This is a genomic window from Brevundimonas sp. UBA5866 (assembly GCF_002432125.1).
GTDB lineage: Bacteria > Pseudomonadota > Alphaproteobacteria > Caulobacterales > Caulobacteraceae > Brevundimonas.
Map to the genome: position 1 here is coordinate 1 of NZ_DJFS01000027.1, position 15,503 is coordinate 15,503.

The 15,503-nt window shown below is 61.8% G+C and carries 17 protein-coding genes and 3 tRNA genes; 7 read left to right on the forward strand and 13 right to left on the reverse strand.

Features of this window, described 5'->3' with window-relative positions:
• Nucleotides 1–570 precede the first annotated feature (570 nt).
• The 9 genes from B3H86_RS02925 to B3H86_RS02965 form a co-directional block, all read right to left on the reverse strand.
• Nucleotides 571–646 (reverse strand) — tRNA-Phe (locus B3H86_RS02925).
• A gap of 81 nt (nucleotides 647–727) precedes the next feature.
• Entirely contained in the window at nucleotides 728–892 is a 165-nt protein-coding gene (yacG, locus tag B3H86_RS02930; protein ID WP_292051075.1) for a DNA gyrase inhibitor YacG, read from the reverse strand.
• Between the two features lie 5 nt (nucleotides 893–897).
• Nucleotides 898–1,899, reverse strand: coding sequence for a ribonuclease E/G (locus tag B3H86_RS02935; protein WP_292051076.1), 1,002 nt, complete (start codon nucleotides 1,897–1,899; stop codon nucleotides 898–900).
• A 15-nt stretch (nucleotides 1,900–1,914) separates the two neighbouring features.
• The gene (locus tag B3H86_RS02940; protein WP_292051077.1) at nucleotides 1,915–2,511 is read right to left on the reverse strand and encodes a Maf family protein; all 597 of its coding nucleotides are present in this window, start codon (nucleotides 2,509–2,511) and stop codon (nucleotides 1,915–1,917) included.
• Between the two features lie 9 nt (nucleotides 2,512–2,520).
• Nucleotides 2,521–2,739, reverse strand: a complete 219-nt coding sequence (gene infA / locus B3H86_RS02945) for a translation initiation factor IF-1 (protein WP_003164348.1) — start codon at nucleotides 2,737–2,739, stop codon at nucleotides 2,521–2,523.
• A gap of 106 nt (nucleotides 2,740–2,845) precedes the next feature.
• Nucleotides 2,846–3,307: a UPF0262 family protein gene (locus tag B3H86_RS02950; protein ID WP_292051078.1), complete on the reverse strand. Its 462-nt coding sequence runs from the start codon at nucleotides 3,305–3,307 to the stop codon at nucleotides 2,846–2,848.
• A gap of 11 nt (nucleotides 3,308–3,318) precedes the next feature.
• Entirely contained in the window at nucleotides 3,319–3,822 is a 504-nt protein-coding gene (locus tag B3H86_RS02955; protein WP_292051079.1) for a DUF2948 family protein, read from the reverse strand.
• 3 nt (nucleotides 3,823–3,825) lie between these two features.
• On the reverse strand, nucleotides 3,826–5,118 hold the full coding sequence (gene murA, locus B3H86_RS02960) for a UDP-N-acetylglucosamine 1-carboxyvinyltransferase (RefSeq protein WP_292051080.1): 1,293 nt from the start codon (nucleotides 5,116–5,118) through the stop codon (nucleotides 3,826–3,828).
• A 110-nt stretch (nucleotides 5,119–5,228) separates the two neighbouring features.
• Nucleotides 5,229–5,450, reverse strand: coding sequence for a hypothetical protein (locus B3H86_RS02965; protein WP_292051081.1), 222 nt, complete (start codon nucleotides 5,448–5,450; stop codon nucleotides 5,229–5,231).
• Nucleotides 5,451–5,534: 84 nt separating this feature from the next.
• Between B3H86_RS02965 and B3H86_RS02970 the strand changes: the two genes are divergently transcribed.
• Together B3H86_RS02970 and B3H86_RS02975 are read left to right on the forward strand one after the other, a co-directional pair.
• Nucleotides 5,535–5,609: transfer RNA gene (locus tag B3H86_RS02970), tRNA-Thr, on the forward strand.
• A gap of 310 nt (nucleotides 5,610–5,919) precedes the next feature.
• Nucleotides 5,920–9,234, forward strand: coding sequence for an amidohydrolase family protein (locus B3H86_RS02975; RefSeq protein ID WP_292051082.1), 3,315 nt, complete (start codon nucleotides 5,920–5,922; stop codon nucleotides 9,232–9,234).
• Nucleotides 9,235–9,307: 73 nt separating this feature from the next.
• On the opposite strand, the gene B3H86_RS02980 is transcribed toward B3H86_RS02975, so the two are convergent.
• From B3H86_RS02980 to msrB, 3 genes are all read right to left on the reverse strand, one after another.
• Nucleotides 9,308–9,961: a DedA family protein gene (locus B3H86_RS02980; protein WP_292051084.1), complete on the reverse strand. Its 654-nt coding sequence runs from the start codon at nucleotides 9,959–9,961 to the stop codon at nucleotides 9,308–9,310.
• Between the two features lie 118 nt (nucleotides 9,962–10,079).
• Complete coding sequence (locus B3H86_RS02985; protein ID WP_292051086.1) at nucleotides 10,080–10,646, reverse strand: hypothetical protein; 567 nt, start codon at nucleotides 10,644–10,646, stop codon at nucleotides 10,080–10,082.
• A 54-nt stretch (nucleotides 10,647–10,700) separates the two neighbouring features.
• Nucleotides 10,701–11,195 carry a peptide-methionine (R)-S-oxide reductase MsrB gene (gene msrB, locus B3H86_RS02990; RefSeq protein WP_292051088.1) on the reverse strand — a complete coding sequence of 165 codons (495 nt, stop codon included), beginning with the start codon at nucleotides 11,193–11,195 and terminating at the stop codon, nucleotides 10,701–10,703.
• Nucleotides 11,196–11,316: 121 nt separating this feature from the next.
• Between msrB and B3H86_RS02995 the strand changes: the two genes are divergently transcribed.
• On the forward strand, nucleotides 11,317–11,718 hold the full coding sequence (locus B3H86_RS02995; RefSeq protein ID WP_292051089.1) for a DUF805 domain-containing protein: 402 nt from the start codon (nucleotides 11,317–11,319) through the stop codon (nucleotides 11,716–11,718).
• On the opposite strand, the gene lipB is transcribed toward B3H86_RS02995, so the two are convergent.
• Nucleotides 11,703–12,437, reverse strand: coding sequence for a lipoyl(octanoyl) transferase LipB (lipB, locus tag B3H86_RS03000; protein WP_292051091.1), 735 nt, complete (start codon nucleotides 12,435–12,437; stop codon nucleotides 11,703–11,705). The genes B3H86_RS02995 and lipB overlap by 16 nt on opposite strands.
• A gap of 64 nt (nucleotides 12,438–12,501) precedes the next feature.
• Here lipB and B3H86_RS03005 point away from each other — a divergent pair, with 64 nt between their 5' ends.
• The 4 genes from B3H86_RS03005 to B3H86_RS03020 all read left to right on the forward strand — a co-directional run bounded on the left by B3H86_RS03005 (nucleotide 12,502) and on the right by B3H86_RS03020 (nucleotide 15,436).
• Complete coding sequence (locus tag B3H86_RS03005) at nucleotides 12,502–12,753, forward strand: FliM/FliN family flagellar motor switch protein (RefSeq protein ID WP_292051092.1); 252 nt, start codon at nucleotides 12,502–12,504, stop codon at nucleotides 12,751–12,753.
• Nucleotides 12,754–12,901: 148 nt separating this feature from the next.
• Nucleotides 12,902–12,986: transfer RNA gene (locus B3H86_RS03010), tRNA-Leu, on the forward strand.
• A 65-nt stretch (nucleotides 12,987–13,051) separates the two neighbouring features.
• Nucleotides 13,052–14,509 (forward strand): magnesium transporter, encoded by a 1,458-nt coding sequence (gene mgtE, locus B3H86_RS03015; protein ID WP_409450220.1) that lies wholly within the window; start codon nucleotides 13,052–13,054, stop codon nucleotides 14,507–14,509.
• Nucleotides 14,510–14,596: 87 nt separating this feature from the next.
• Entirely contained in the window at nucleotides 14,597–15,436 is an 840-nt protein-coding gene (locus B3H86_RS03020) for a lysozyme (RefSeq protein WP_292051093.1), read from the forward strand.
• Nucleotides 15,437–15,503 lie beyond the last annotated feature (67 nt).

The window sequence follows — 15,503 nt, forward strand, 5'->3', positions numbered from 1 at the left end:
GCCGGGGCGGCGTCCTGCGCCAGAGCCGGCGAACCTGCCATAAGGACGGCAGCGCCGGCCATGGCCAGGAGGATATTCGTCTTCTTGCTATCGAGCATGTTTCGCCAGTTCCTGCTTTGGTCTGACTCGTGGAACCCAAGAGACGCCCGCGTCAGTCGAACGCCTCTCAAATGAAATCTTAACCACCGCCGGATTTCTCCCCCGCCGGTTGGCGCCGACCCCGTACTCGTACCAGACGGTACCGAGACAGTGATGGTGCAAAGTGACAATAGCCCTCTACCCCAGCCCTGCAAGTACGGAATGCGGTTAAAGTCCCTTTGGCGAACCCCTAACGGAGCGTCAAGGCCGTAAAATAGCTTTTACCTGATTGTTGAGAGAGCCCAGATCGTAAACGCAAAGATTTTGCGTGGTTTTCTGGAAGTGCGCACGAGCATATACCCAAGCTTGGATTCAGCGCGCGAAACGTCCAGTTCTCAAATATGACGATTTCGTGGCTCGCACGAATATGCCCTGCGGCATTTTGAACCGAGGAAAAATGATTTGGCGCTGTGCGGGAATAAAAAGGGGAGATGGTGCCCGGAGGCGGATTCGAACCACCGACACGCGGATTTTCAATCCGCTGCTCTACCAACTGAGCTATCCGGGCATCTCTGCTTCGCTGCGGGCGTCTGCGCCGCGGCGAGGTGGTCTCTATAGGGGGAGTGTTTCGGGCTGTCTAGAGGCTAATTCACTCAATTCCGCGATCTTTTTCATCAATCTCTTCTTCGGGCCCCGGAATGGTATAGCTGCCGCTGAACCAGCGGTTCAGGTCCACATCCGCACAGTGGCGCGAGCAAAAGGGTTTGTATTGCGCAACCGTCTCGTTGCGTCGGCAAATGGGACATAGAGCCATAGGCTTCACCCTTCTCTTATAATGTACTGACCTGGCGCACCGTCTGGACGCAGACGGGCGCGTGGCCCCAATTGACCGACAAGCGGTGTCAGAAAGTCTGAATCGGCCGGTCCGCACACCAAATCGTAAAAAGGTGTAGCTGTGTCCGCCAGCAAGGCCCTTCTCAAAGCCCTCAAAGCCGACAAAGGCTTCGCCTCCCCCGCCGCAAGACGTTCGTCCAGCGGACGGTAACGCCAGGGCAGCGACAGCTGGACCAGACCGAACCGGCTGACAGGCCCAAATGAAACCTGATCGAATCCGGCAAAGGCCGATTTGGCAGTGCCAAGCACGGCATCGCCAGAAAATCCCACGCCAGCCAGGTCGATGACCACCGTGCCGGCCCAGTGGCGCAGCCTGAGCTGTCGCGCCACTTCGTTCAGGCCATAGCGGTTGACCTGTTCCCTGCCCTTTCGGCTGTCCTTGCCGGGCAAGGGCGCATAGTCGATATCAGCGGCGATCAACGCACGTGTCCGCTGTACGGATAGATCCAGCCCGACCTCAGGGTTCACCACATGGGTCTGGAGAACGTCATCCTCGGCCTGAAGCGACATTTCGATCGCCTCGTGCCCGGTGACGGGCAATTCCTTACCCGCCATATGCTGGATGATCTGTCGGACGGAAGGACCGGCTATGACCAGCCCGACGTCGCCATCGGAATCACCCAGAGCCTTAAGAACCGGACCTTTTGATTCCCGGGGCTCTGCCGTCACTTCGACCAGAAGTCTCGAACCTTCGGTCAAATGCTGATTCTTGGGCAGGGGCATGAAGCCGAATGGCTCACCGCACCCCAGATCGACAAAGGCCGCCCTGATTCCCGGTTCGATACGGGCAATACGCCCGACGACACGTGACCCGAGCCGATGTTCGGGCCGGTCGCTATCGCGCTCTATATATAGAGAGTGGATCTTGTCATCCCAGACGACGATGCCACGGGTTTCACCGGGCATCTCGTCCAGAAAGAATCGCATGCCGGACAAGGCGACTTAACTCGCCGGTCGCCAGCCAGCGCCATGCAGAAGATTGCTGGCCTCGTACAGCGGCAGGCCCATCACGGCAGGATGGCTGCCGACGATGCGCTGGATAAAGGCCGCTGCACGACCCTGAATGCCATAACCGCCAGCCTTGCCGCGCCACTCGCCAGAGGCGACATAGGCGTCGATTTCAGCGTCAGACAGGGTTTTGAACGTGACGCGCGTATCCACCACGCGCCAGGATGTGCGGCCTTCGGATACAACAGCAATGCCGGTGAAGACGCGGTGATTGCGCCCCGACAGCAGTTTCAGGAAGCGCCGTGCCTCCGCCTCGTCCGCGGGTTTCTCCAGCAGGCGACGGCCCACAGCAACGACCGTATCCGCCGCCAGCACCACATCATCAGGGTGACGCTGCGCCACGACATCGGCCTTGGACGTCGCCAGACGCTGGGCCAGACGGCTCGGCATTTCTGCCTTGAGCGGTGTCTCGTCGATATCGGCAGGATCGATTTGATCGGGCACGATCCCGATCTGCGCCAGGAGCTCTACCCGGCGCGGGCTCGAAGAGGCCAGAACCAATTTGCGAGCCGGGGCGTCAGGACGCGACAAGGCGCGTCCTTACTTGAAGCGATAGGTGATACGACCCTTGGTCAGGTCATACGGGGTCATTTCAACCAGGACCTTGTCGCCAGCCAGCACGCGGATGCGGTTCTTGCGCATCTTGCCTGCCGTGTGGGCAATGATCTCGTGGTCGTTTTCCAGCGTCACGCGGAACGTGGCGTTCGGCAGCAGTTCGCTGACCACGCCGGGGAACTCAAGCAGTTCTTCCTTAGCCATGCGGCCTCTCTCGCCCGATGAAACAGCAATGGGCCCGCGCCGGGCGTTGACGCGAGCCTATGATTGGAGGGCGCTCTAATGCACCAAAACTGTGGCTTAGTCGAGTTCAGCCGCGTCGATATAGGGCGCAAACCAGAGTGAACAGGCGACGCGAGGTCTCTTTGTCCATCTCGACCTTGCCCTCAAGACGGGTCTGGAGCAGTTCGGCACCTTCGTTATGAAGGCCGCGTCGTCCCATATCGACCGACTCGATCTGACTGGGAGAGGAGCCTTTCAGCGCCTCGTAATAGCTTTCGCAGATCAGGCCGTAATCACGGATCACAGCCTTCAGCGGCGTCAGAGAGAGCGCGTGGACGTGATTGTAGTTCGGCCCCGATATGTCGAACACCAGACGATTGTCCTGCGAGGACAGCTTAAGCGCATATGGCGCGCCCTGCCCGCCCGCAGGTTTGAACACATTGGCCTCGACAAGATCGAAGATAGCAACACGACGCTCGTGTTCGATCTCGGCCGTAGCCGCAGGCAGAGTGCCGCTATCGATATCGATCTTCGTCAGATCCGCATTCATATTCAAAAGCCTCAGGCTTCATCAGCAGGTTTGTCGTCGTCCGCCGGATGTTCGGGCGCAGTACGGGTCGGCCACCGATCAGAAAGGTCTGTCAGCACAGCGTCAAGGCATTCCACGTCAATACGCAGATCACCACCGCCCGCAAACATCATGATAACCCGGCCTGAAGGCGCATCGGTTTCGACGAAATCAATCGCCAGCAACTCCAGCGCGCTTTCGGGCGCACGCGGCAGGCGGCGGCTTTTCACCGCCTGAACGTCACCGAACTGCATGGCGGAGGCCACACGCGTGCCTCCGCATTCCCAGCAGAAACGAGACAGAACCAGCGTCAAACGACGCGCCTTGCGTTCCCAGCGGATATCCACGGGCCGCATGACGGCATCCTGGAGCGCCGCCGAAATGATCTGCAGATCGTCAGCATCTTCGGCCAACAGGCGCAGCGGCGGAATGTCCGTGCCGGACGAACCGTCACCGTGGCTGTGGACCTCTTGGATACTGTCGATCTGCTCTGTCATCAGTCAGTGCTCTTGGCCGTCGCCTTTTATGCGCCGGACGTCTGCACCGCAGGCCCCCAGCTTGTCTTCCATTCGCTCGAAGCCACGGTCGAGGTGATAGACGCGGCCAACCGTGGTTTCACCCTCGGCAACCAGACCGGCGATCACAAGCGACATCGAGGCCCGAAGGTCTGTCGCCATGACCGGAGCGCCGCGCAGTTGCTCGACACCCCGCACACGGGCTTCGCCTGCGGACACGGTAATATCGGCCCCGAGACGCATCAGTTCCGGTGCGTGCATGAAACGGTTCTCGAAAATCGTCTCGTGAATCACGCTTTCGCCCTCGGCGAGGGTCATCAGCGTCATGAACTGGGCCTGCAGATCGGTGGCAAAGCCCGGATAGATCTCCGTGGTCGCATTCACCGCCTTCAGACGGACCGACGGATCGCGACGCACTACATAGTCGCCATTGGCTTCCTCGGAAATCTCCACGCCCGACTGACGCATCAAATCCGTCAGGGCCGTGATCAGGTCGGCGCGCCCCTTGGTCAGTCGCACTTCGCCGCCCGCCATAGCCGCCGCCACAGCATAAGAGCCCATTTCGATGCGGTCCGGAATCACCGACCAGTCCGTGCCCTTCAGCGAGGTCACGCCGGTGATCACCAGTTCGTCGGTATCCAGACCCTCGATCTTGGCACCCATCGAGATAAGGCAGCGGGCCAGGTCGCCGATCTCCGGCTCCTTGGCCGCGCGTTTGAGCACGGTCGTGCCATTGGCCATGACAGCCGCCAGCAGGGCATGCTCGGTCGCGCCGACCGAAACAAACGGGAACTCGATCTCTGCGCCTTGCAGGCCGTTCGGCACCGAGGCGGTGACATAGCCCTCGTCCAGCTCGATCTTCGCGCCCATGGCTTCCAGCGCCATCAGGTGCAGATCGACCGGACGCGCACCGATGGTGCAGCCTCCCGGCAGCGAGACCTTGGCCGCGCCGGTGCGGGCCAGCAGCGGCCCCAGCACGTTGAACGAAGCCCGCATCTGGCGGACCAGATCATAGGGGGCGAACGTCGACTTGATCTCGCGGGCGTCAAAGACGGTCTGCTGACCATCCGCGCCATCGCTCTCGGTGACTTCGATGCCGAACTCGCGCAGCAGAGCGCCCAGAAAGCGGGTGTCTGCCAGACGCGGCATATTGGTCAGGCGGATCGGCTCCGATGTCAGAATCGAAGCGGCCATCAGCTTGATGGCGGAATTCTTGGCGCCACTAACGGGAATCGAGCCGTTCAGGCGATTGCCGCCGTGGATGACAATGCTGTCCATGGAAACCTTCAGAACCAGTACCACTGCGGTCCGGTGGATCGGCTATCTAGCAAGGCCTTGCGGTCGCATGGAAGCCTGTTTTCAACTCACCTTTGGTGACACCGCAACCTCTAGTGACGATCCTTGTGATCAGGTCTGCCCGCCGCCCCCGGCATTTTGCGACGACGAAGGTTGGTACGCAGCGCCGCCGCGAGGCGAGCAGCCCGTTCTGCCTTGGCGTCCAAGGGCTTGGCAGGCGCAGGCTTGGCCTTGGCGGGTGCCGTGGCTTTGGTATCCGGCTCGGACGAACCGTTGTTATCGTGATCGGAGTTATCCATGAGCGCAGCAGACATCGTGCAAAGATTTTGATCAAGCTTGCATTTTTACTCTTGCGCACTCCGAGAGTCGTTGGCTAAAAGCCGCCTCCTCAGCGACACGCCGCCGTAGCTCAGTGGTAGAGCGCATCCTTGGTAAGGCTGAGGTCGGCAGTTCAATCCTGCCCGGCGGCACCATCCGGCCCTCTGTTTAGCGACAGAGGGCCGGTCCATTTTGGTGTAGTGTCACTGTAGAAAATGTACGTTCGGAATCCGTTCGTCGTCGCCGCCGTAGCTCAGTGGTANNTCCTGCCCGGCGGCACCATCCCCTCCCCGCTTCTGTTTCAACACAGAAGCGGGAGAGCGGGGATCATCCCTTAAATCGCCGATTGTGACGTTCGCGCCTGTTAAGGTTGCGGCGAATTCACGCTTTGGCCGCTTCCCAAACCCCTGCGAACCTCGTTAGCCTTCATCCGAGGGTTTTTAGTTTACGAGGGGGCTTCCACAGATGAAGCGCATTTGGCTCACCACCGTGGCGGCACTGGCCGTCAGCATGCCTGCATGGGCGCAGGAGGCTCCTGCCGCTACATCGCCCGCAGCCGCAACCAGTGAAAAACCGGCCAAATGGGACGTCCAGAACCCGCCCGGACCGTCCAAGAGCGTCAACATCGACGTCACCTCGGGCACGTGGATGTCGGTCGACGTCAGCCCTGACGGTCAGGAGATCGTCTTTGACCTGCTCGGCGACATCTATGTGATGCCGATCACCGGCGGCGAAGCCCGCCCGATTCTGTCGGGCGTCGCATGGGAGATGCAGCCGAAATATTCGCCCGATGGTCGCTATATCGCCTTCACCTCGGACCGCGGTGGTGGCGACAACATCTGGGTCGTGAACCGCGACGGCTCCAATCCGCGTCAGGTCACCGACGAATCGTTCCGCTTGGTCACCCAGCCGGAATGGACGCCGGACAGCCAGTTCATCGTGGGCCGCAAACACTTCACCTCGGGCCGCTCGCTGGGCGCGGGCGAAATGTGGATGTGGCACCGCAACGGTGGCGGCGGCCTGCAATTGACCGAGCGTCGCACGCAGGAAAAGGACACGGGCGAACCCGCCTTCTCGCCCGATGGCCGCTATCTGTATTTCAGCGATGACGCCACGCCGGGCGGCACCTTCGAATATTCCAAGGATCCGAACGGCCAGATCTACGTCATCCGCCGCCTCGACCGCGAAACCGGCGAGATCATGCCCTTCGTCACGGGGCCGGGTGGCTCGATCCGCCCCACCCCGTCGCCGGACGGCAAGACCCTCGCCTTCGTGCGCCGCGACCGATACCAGTCGGTCCTGTACCTGAAGGACCTCGAATCGGGCCGCGAGACGCCGCTGTACAACGCGCTCGACCGCGACATGCAGGAAACCTGGGCGATCCACGGCGTCTATCCGACCTTCAGCTGGACGCCGGACAACAGGCACCTGATCGTCTGGGCGGGCGGCAAGATCCAGAAGATCGACGCCAAGTCGGGTCAGGCCACCGAAATCCCGTTCCGCGTGCGTGACACCCGCACCGTTCAGGATGCCGTCCGCTTCAACGTCGAGGTCGCGCCTGACCATTTCGACGTGAAGATGATCCGCAACGCCGAAACCTCGCCCGATGGCAGCAAGGTGGTGTTCGAGGCTCTGGGCCACATCTATGTCCGCGACATCCGCCCTGACGGCAGCGTCAGCCAGCCGCGCCGCCTGACCCGCCAGAGCGACCATTTCGAACTGTTCCCGTCGTGGTCGCGCGATGGCCGCTCGATCGTCTATGCGACGTGGAACGACCAGTCGCTGGGCTCGGTGCGTGTAATTCCCGCCTCGGGCGGTGAAGGCCGTACCGTCACCAAGAATCCCGGCCACTATTTCGATCCGGTGTTCAGCCCCGATGGCCAGACCGTCATCTACCGCGCGGGTCAGGGCGGCTATCTGACCACTCCGCTGTGGAGCATGAACCCGGGCATCTACAGCGTCTCCGCACGCGGCGGCGAACCGACCCTGATCACCGAACGCGGCAGCAACCCGCACTTCGGTGCCGATGGCAACCGCCTGTTCCTGACCACCCGCAAGGACGGCAAGAACGCCCTGATTTCGGTCGATCTCAGCGGCAATGACGAACGCACGCACCTGCTGTCGGAAAACGCCGCCGAGTTTTCGGTCGCTCCTAACGGCCAATGGGTCGCGTGGACCGAGCGTTTCCACGCCTATGTCGCGCCCTTCGCGCATACGGGCCGTCCGATCACCCTGTCGGCAGACGGCAAGGCCATTCCTCAGACCCGCGTGACCCGCGATGCGGGCCAATGGCTTCATTGGTCGGCTGATTCTTCGGCCCTGAAATGGTCGAACGGGCCCGAACTGTTCAGCCGCAAGCTGACAGACAGCTTCACCTTTGTGGACGGTGCCGCCGAGACGGTCGCCCCTGTGCCCGAACGCGGTATCGAGCTTGGCTTCACCGCGCCCTATGCCCGCCCGAACGGCCTGAAGGTTCTGACGGGTGCGCGCATCATCACCGCCAAGGGCGACGAGGTGATCGAGGACGGCGTCATCGTCATCGACGGCAACCGCATCCAAGCCGTCGGCCCGCGTGGCTCGGTCGCCATCCCCGCTGGTGCACAGGTTACCGACATGAGCGGCAAGACCATCATGCCGGGCATCGTCGATACCCACTGGCACGGCTCGTTCGGCGCGGATGACATCATCCCGCAACAGAGCTGGATCAACTACGCCTCGCTGGCCTTCGGCGTGACTACCGTGCACGACCCGTCAAACAGCAACAGCGAGGTCTTTGCCCACAGCGAGCTGGCCAAGGCCGGTATGGTCACCGCCCCGCGCATCTTCTCGACCGGCATCATCCTGTACGGGGCCAGCACCCCGTTCACCGCCACGGTGAACAACCTCGATGACGCCAAGTCGGCCCTGCGTCGCCAGCAGGCGGTCGGTGCCTTCTCGGTCAAGAGCTACAACCAGCCCCGCCGCGAACAGCGCCAGCAGATCATCGAGGCCGCCCGCGAACTGGGCATGATGGTGGTGCCGGAAGGCGGCAGCCTCTATCAGCACAACATGTCGATGATCGCCGACGGCCACACCACGGTCGAGCACGCGATCCCCGTCGCCAAGATGTATGACGACGTGCTGCAGTTCTGGTCGCAGTCCTCGACAGCCTACAACCCGACGCTGGTCGTGGCCTATGGCGGTTCGTGGGGCGAGAACCACTTCTACGACACCACCAATGTCTGGGCCGACCCGATCCTCAGCCAATATGTGCCGCGCCGCATGTTGGACGCCGTTTCGCGCCGTCCCAAGCGCATCCTCGAGGAAGAGCTGAACCACATCAGCGTCGCCCGCGAGGCCACGCGCCTGAACGATCAGGGCGTCACGGTCCAGATCGGCGCCCACGGCCAGCGCGAGGGCCTCGGCTCGCACTGGGAAATGTGGATGCTGAATCAGGGCGGTATGGAGCCGGTGAAGGTCATTCAGGCCGCCACCATCAACGGTGCCCGCGCACTGGGTCTGGACCGCGATGTCGGCTCGCTGGAAGCTGGCAAGCTGGCCGATCTGGTGGTGCTAAACGCCAACCCGCTGGAGAACATCCGCAACACCCACGCGATCGAGGCGACGATGGTCAATGGCCGCCTGTTCGACAACCGCATGAACGAGGTCGGCGGCCCTGCCCGCAAGCCCTTCTGGTTCGAGGGTGATGCGGCCACCAATCCGGCCTTCTCGGCCACGGTGACCGAGGCGGCTCTGGAGAGCTATACCGAGACGACAGGTCACGGCCACGGTCACAACTAAGGTCCGGCCATGACGCCATAGTAAAAGCCCCGATCCGTAAGGATCGGGGCTTTTTTATCTGTCCGCCTTGAGATCAGTCGCCGGTAACGGCACCCCGCAGCAGCCGGTTTCGCTTGGCCGCGCGGGCCTTCAGCAACCGCTGGATAACCAACACGGCAACAACCAGCGCCACAGCCGCGGAAATCACGACCGTCTTACCGTGCCCCTCGGCCAGATGGTTCAACCCCTTGCCGACCAGCCAGCCCGGAATCACCATCGCCAGCACCCAAAGGAAGGCAGAGGTCACGTTGGCCATCTGGAATGTGCGGCGGCGCATGCCCAGCACGCCAACCATCGTCGGAACAAAGGCTCTCAGCGGCCCGAAAAAACGGCCGATGAAGATGGAGGCCACGCCATAGCGGGCGCAGTAAAGACGGGTCCAGGCGACCTTGCGGCGATGCGGGCGCAGCCATTTGTGACGCAGTACCTTCGTGCCCAGTCTCCGCCCGATGGCAAAGGACACCGCATCCCCCAGAACCGCACCGATCACACAGCCCAGTATGACATTCCACGGATCAAGGATGCCTGCGGCGATCATGGTCCCCGCCACCACCAACAATCCTGTCGCGGGGACGAACGCACCGATGACAACCAGTGACTCTACAAAGGTTACCGCCCCAAGGATCACTCCCGCCCACATCGCATTACGCGATATGAAGTCGGCAACCGAACTCAACAAACTGTCCATTTTGATCCTAAAAGGGTCGAGACGCCGGACATACTGGCCAAACCCGTAACGAAGAATGCGGCTTAGCGCCGCCGCTGCATTTCGTCACAGATTAATTCGACATGTTTTAGACGAACGCTCAGTCCCCGGTGGTCTGGCTGTTTCGTCGGGGAATAAGGGTACCTTCATCGACTGGGCTGAGGCTTCGTCCCGAAGGGGTCATCCACAGCCCGCGGCCAACGCCCGCACGCGCCCAGTCTCCATAGGGATCACGCGGGTCCCAAAACAGGCCATCCCGCCCCAACGGACGGTAATACGGCGCGTTTTTCGTCTCGCTATAACCAAGGCTGAGTGTGCCGTTCTCGCCCAAAGGCACGTCCACACGGGCGGAATAATCACGGTAGTCGCGGCTACCGATCCCAAGGCTGACCTCACCCGTGACCCGACGCGGCTCTTCGTCACGCCAGACCGGCGCTTCGCGCACGGGCTCGCGCTGCGACAGCCAGCGGTCGATCTGTTCGGCTGTAGTCAGGTTCTGGGTGGCGCTGGATACAGTCGATGACGGGGTCGCCGTTTCAATCTCGCCCTTGAGGGCACTGACCGATCCGGCGTCCGGACGCGCTGTGGTGACAACTCCGTTCGGATCCTGATCGCCAAGCGCAGCGGCCAGTCCGAGGGCTGCGAAGACCGGAACCAGAATGGACATGTCACTCACCTCTTATAACGCCAAAGGAGTTTACCCCGTCAAAGACGGCCTTAATCAGGCAATGCCGTCGCCGCGTTTCAACGGATCAGGCAGCGGCTCGCCCTCCGGCGTGAAACTCAGTGCAACAGAGTTTATGCAATAACGCAAACCCGTGGGCGGCGGCCCGTCGGGAAAGACATGGCCCTGATGGCTGTCACAGCGACCACAGCGCGATTCAACCCGAACCATACCGTAGGAGGTATCGCGCACCCCGACTATGTGATCGGGATCAACCGGCTCCCAGAAGGATGGCCAACCTGTGCCGCTCTCGAACTTGGTCACCGACTTGAACAACGGCAGACCGCACTGGCGACAGCAGAAAGTCCCCTGCCGTTTCTCACCCAACAGCGTACCGCAGAACGGAGCCTCCGTGCCGTGGGCCAGGAGCACACGCTTTTCCTCGGCCGACAGATCGGCTTCCAGAGCGACCCGCTCGGCCTCGGTCGGCGGGGTCAGATCATATCCGGCATGGGAACGACGGACGTCGGCGGCGTTTGGGGTATCTGTCATGCCCAAGATATAGGTTCTCGTTCACGTGACCGGTAGAGGTCGCAACATATGCGTAATTCAACGCTTTAGCTTAATCAGTACGGACAGTAGTTTGATGTCCGATTCACATGACCCTCACTGAATGACCTTTTTGACCGAGTTGTTCTTCCATTCCACGCGCCGCACGGGCCGACTACCGTTCGCATTCGGAATCACGGTGCTGGTGGGCGCATGGTGGGGTGTAGAGCGCGCCGTCGAACTGGGTCTGTCTGGATGGTTCGCCGCGCCGGTCAAAGCCCTGATCGCCTACAGCAGCCTGTGCGTGCTGTCCTTGCGCCTGCACGACTGCGGTCGCTCGGGCTGGTGGGCATGGCTGATCACAGGCACACTGGTGACAGCCACCCTCATACAGCCGCCCTACTCCAGCTTCATGTTGGCCGCGGGTTTTTTGGTCCTGCTATTGCTGGGACTGTTTCCGGGTCAAAGAGGGCTGAACCGTCACGGCCCGCCCTCAAGCCAGCGCCTTTCTCAGGCCAGAGGCTGACCTTCGACCAACGGGTGGCCCGGAACGACCGGGCCGAAATGGGTCTGGAACGATGAGCGAAGCGCATCGTCCGCGTCCTCCATCGACGCCACCACACCGAGGTCCAACAGGCTGGTGACGCCGTGTTCGCTGATGCCGCACGGTACGATGCCGCCAAAATGGTCCAGATCCGACTCCACGTTCAGACTGATGCCGTGGAAGCTGACCCATTTGCGGACCTTCACGCCGATGGCGGCGATCTTGTCCTCACGCGCCCAGCCTGCGCCCTTGCGCTCGACCCAGACACCGACGCGCCCCTCGCGCATGCCCGCCTCAACGCCGAAACGTCCGAGAGCGCCGATGATCCAGTTTTCCATACCGTGCACAAAGCCGCGCACATCACGCCCGCGCTGGGTCAGGTCCAGCATCACATAGGCGACGCGCTGTCCGGGACCGTGATAGGTGAACTGCCCGCCCCGCCCCGTCTTGTAGACCGGAAAACGGTCCGGCATCAGAAGGTCCTCGGCCTTGGCCGACACACCCGCCGTATAGAGCGGCGGATGCTCCAACAGCCAAACAACCTCATTGGCTTCGCCCGCGGCAATCGCGGCCACGCGGGCCTCCATAGCAGCCTCGGCCTGTTCGTAATCGACATAGCCGGACGAAACGGCCCATTCGACCGGACGACCATCGGCGCGCATCAGGGGGGATTCGGACATGTTTAACGGCTCAGCAAGCATAATGGGTTCAATGTGCTTCCAAGAACGGCAGCGCAAGGCCGTCTTTTAGTGGTGGGTGTCGTCGTTGAGCCAAATCGAAGCTGTTGATGTCGAAATCTCCGTGGTTCTGGGCCGTTCGGTCCTGCCGATGCAGCAATTGCTGCGCATGGGCCGCGGCGCTGTGATTCCGCTGGACGCCTCGGCCAAGGACGAGGTGTGGATTCTGGCCAACAACCATCCTGTGGCCCGTGGCGAGATCGAGATTCGCGATGACCGGATCGCCATCACCGTCACCCGTACCGCCGATGTCTATGACTATATGGCCGGCCAGACCTGATAGCCGCGTTTTATTTCAAACGCCAAAGCCCGCTACGGCGGGCTTTTTGCTGGGTTTTGAGGGGGTTGGGGCCAACTTATCGAATTTTTCCCTCATTTCGGGCTTTCCTTTTTCAAAAGCCTCGCCTATTCAGCGGCCTCCGATGCGAGCGGTCGTGGCGGAATTGGTAGACGCGCAGCGTTGAGGTCGCTGTGGGGCAACCCGTGGAAGTTCGAGTCTTCTCGACCGCACCATTGAATAGACAGGGCGAATCCCGCCTACTACCAAAACGGGATTCAATCTTCAGGGAGGCTTAAACGTGAACAACACGGATCCAGCCGACCTGAAGCCAGGTCTATCATCGGGCCCCCAGCCCGAAGCTCCTGACATCATCGACCTGCACACCGACGACGAAGAGCACGTCGCCCTTGGCGACGACTATGCCCTGACCGCCGGATTTGTCGAAAAGGTCGTGGATGCCGCCGATGACGGCGACGGCATGCGCCTGCGCGGCCTTCTGGAAGACCTGCACCCCGCCGACGTCGCCGACCTGATGGGCTTCCTGACCGCCGAACACCGCGGCGTGGTCGTGCAGTGGCTGCCGCCGGAACTGCTGGCGGAAACCCTGCCGGAAATGGACGACGGTATCCGCGAGGAGGTGCTGGAACGCGTCCCCTCGGGCGTGCTGGCCGAGGCCCTGCAGGAACTGGATTCGGACGACGCCGCCGCCGTTGTCGAAGACCTCGAGGACGACCAGCGCGAGGAAGTTCTGGCCGCCATGCCGGAAACCGACCGTGCGGCGATCGAATCCTCGCTGGGCTACGACGAAGACACCGCCGGTCGCCTCATGCAGCGCGAGGTTATGGCCGCGCCGCAGTTCTGGACCGTAGGCGACACCATCGACCACGTCCGCAGCGACGGCGAAGACCTGCCCGAACTGTTCTTCGACATCTATGTGGTCGACCCGTTCAACCACCCGATCGGCAGCGTCGCCATCAGCCGCCTGCTGCGCAGCAAGCGCGAGACGCCGCTCAGTGATCTGATGGAGCCGGTGAATGAAATCGCCGTCGACGTCGATCAGGAAGAAGTCGCCTATATCTTCGAAAAATACCACCTGATCTCGGCACCTGTTGTCGATGCGGCGGGCCGTCTGGTCGGCCAGCTGACCGTCGATGACGTGGTGAACATCATTCAGGAAGAAAACCGCGAGGACTTCATGCGCCTCGCCGGTGTGGCCGACGAAGACCGTTCGTCGTCGGTTGGCGAAATCGTGCGCTCGCGTGTGCCGTGGCTGGGCATCAACCTGTTCACCGCCATTCTGGGCGCTGCCGTCATCGCTGTGTTCGAAGGCACGATCGCCGAGATCGTTGCCCTCGCCGTCCTCATGCCGATCGTGTCGGCTATCGGTGGCAATGCCGGCACGCAGGCCCTGACGGTCACCGTGCGCGCACTGGCCACGCGTGAGCTGAACTCCTCCAACGCCCTGCGCACCTTCTGGCGCGAGCTGACGGTGGGTCTGCTGAACGGTCTGATCCTGTCGCCGCTGGTCGGCATCGCGGCCGGTCTCTGGTTCCAGGACTGGCGCCTGGGTGCGGTCATTTCAGCGGCCATGATCCTGAACATGCTGGTGGCCGCCATCGTGGGCGTCGTAACGCCGCTGACACTCAGCAAGCTGAAGTTCGACCCGGCTGTGTCGTCATCGGTTTTCGTGACCGCCACCACCGACTTCTTCGGCTTCCTGATTTTCCTGGGTCTGGCGACCCTGATCCTTCTGTAAGCACTCCCGAAACGAAGCTTAACAGTGGAACGCGCCTTGCTGTTCCCATGACGAAGCCCGAACACGAGTTTCGTTTTGGATCATTTCGTGCCGAAACAAGCGCCCATTCCACGTCGCAGACTGTCCCGCGAGGGACTGTTGCTGATCAAAAGCTTCGAGGGTTTCCGCCCTCGTGCTGTGGCGCGCCGTGATGGCACACTGACCATAGGCTATGGCCACACGCTTTCGGCCCGCGAAGGAATCGACATCAGCGAGCAGGAAGCCGAGCTTCTGCTGCTGCACGACCTGATCCCTGTGGTGGATTTCCTGAACCAGAACGTGCGACGCAACCTCGGCCAGAACCAGTTCGACGCCCTGGTCAGCTTCGTTCACAGCATCGGCATAGAACGTTTCCAGCGCACCGACATACTGGGCCTGATCCGTAAGGGGCGCATGCAGGACGCGGCCGAACTGCTGGCCGCCATTCCGGAGAGGCAGCAGCCCCCTATCGATACCCCCTATCGTCGCCGCTGTGCCGAACGGGCCTTGTTCGAAATGGATCGGGCAGAGAAGCCCTCTGTGATCCGGCTTCTCCTCTCACCCATCAGCCGTCCCGGTACCCGCCTGCCTCCGCCCTTGGAGGCTCCGCTGGGCACGACAGGCGTGGTTCGCCACGAAGGGCTGATAACGACGCCGCGCTGGTCCACCCCGTCTCGCAAACCGCGCGAAAATGACGGCGATGCCGCCACCATCATCCTGCTGGCCGCCGTAGGGGTCATGTTGGGGGTCGCAGGCTATATGGCCTATCAGCACGGGGCGAATGTGCCCGTGATCCAGACCCACGGATTACTGCTGGGCGGCCTGCTCGCCTTCCTTGGGGCCTCCATACTGGGCGGCGCGGTCTGGATCTATGCGATCAGCTGCAAGCCCGTCCGCAAAACGGCCTGAACGGGGGTCTGCGACAATAGGGTCGCGTTTTTGCCCTATACCGATGTGATCAATACTTCGCGTCCGC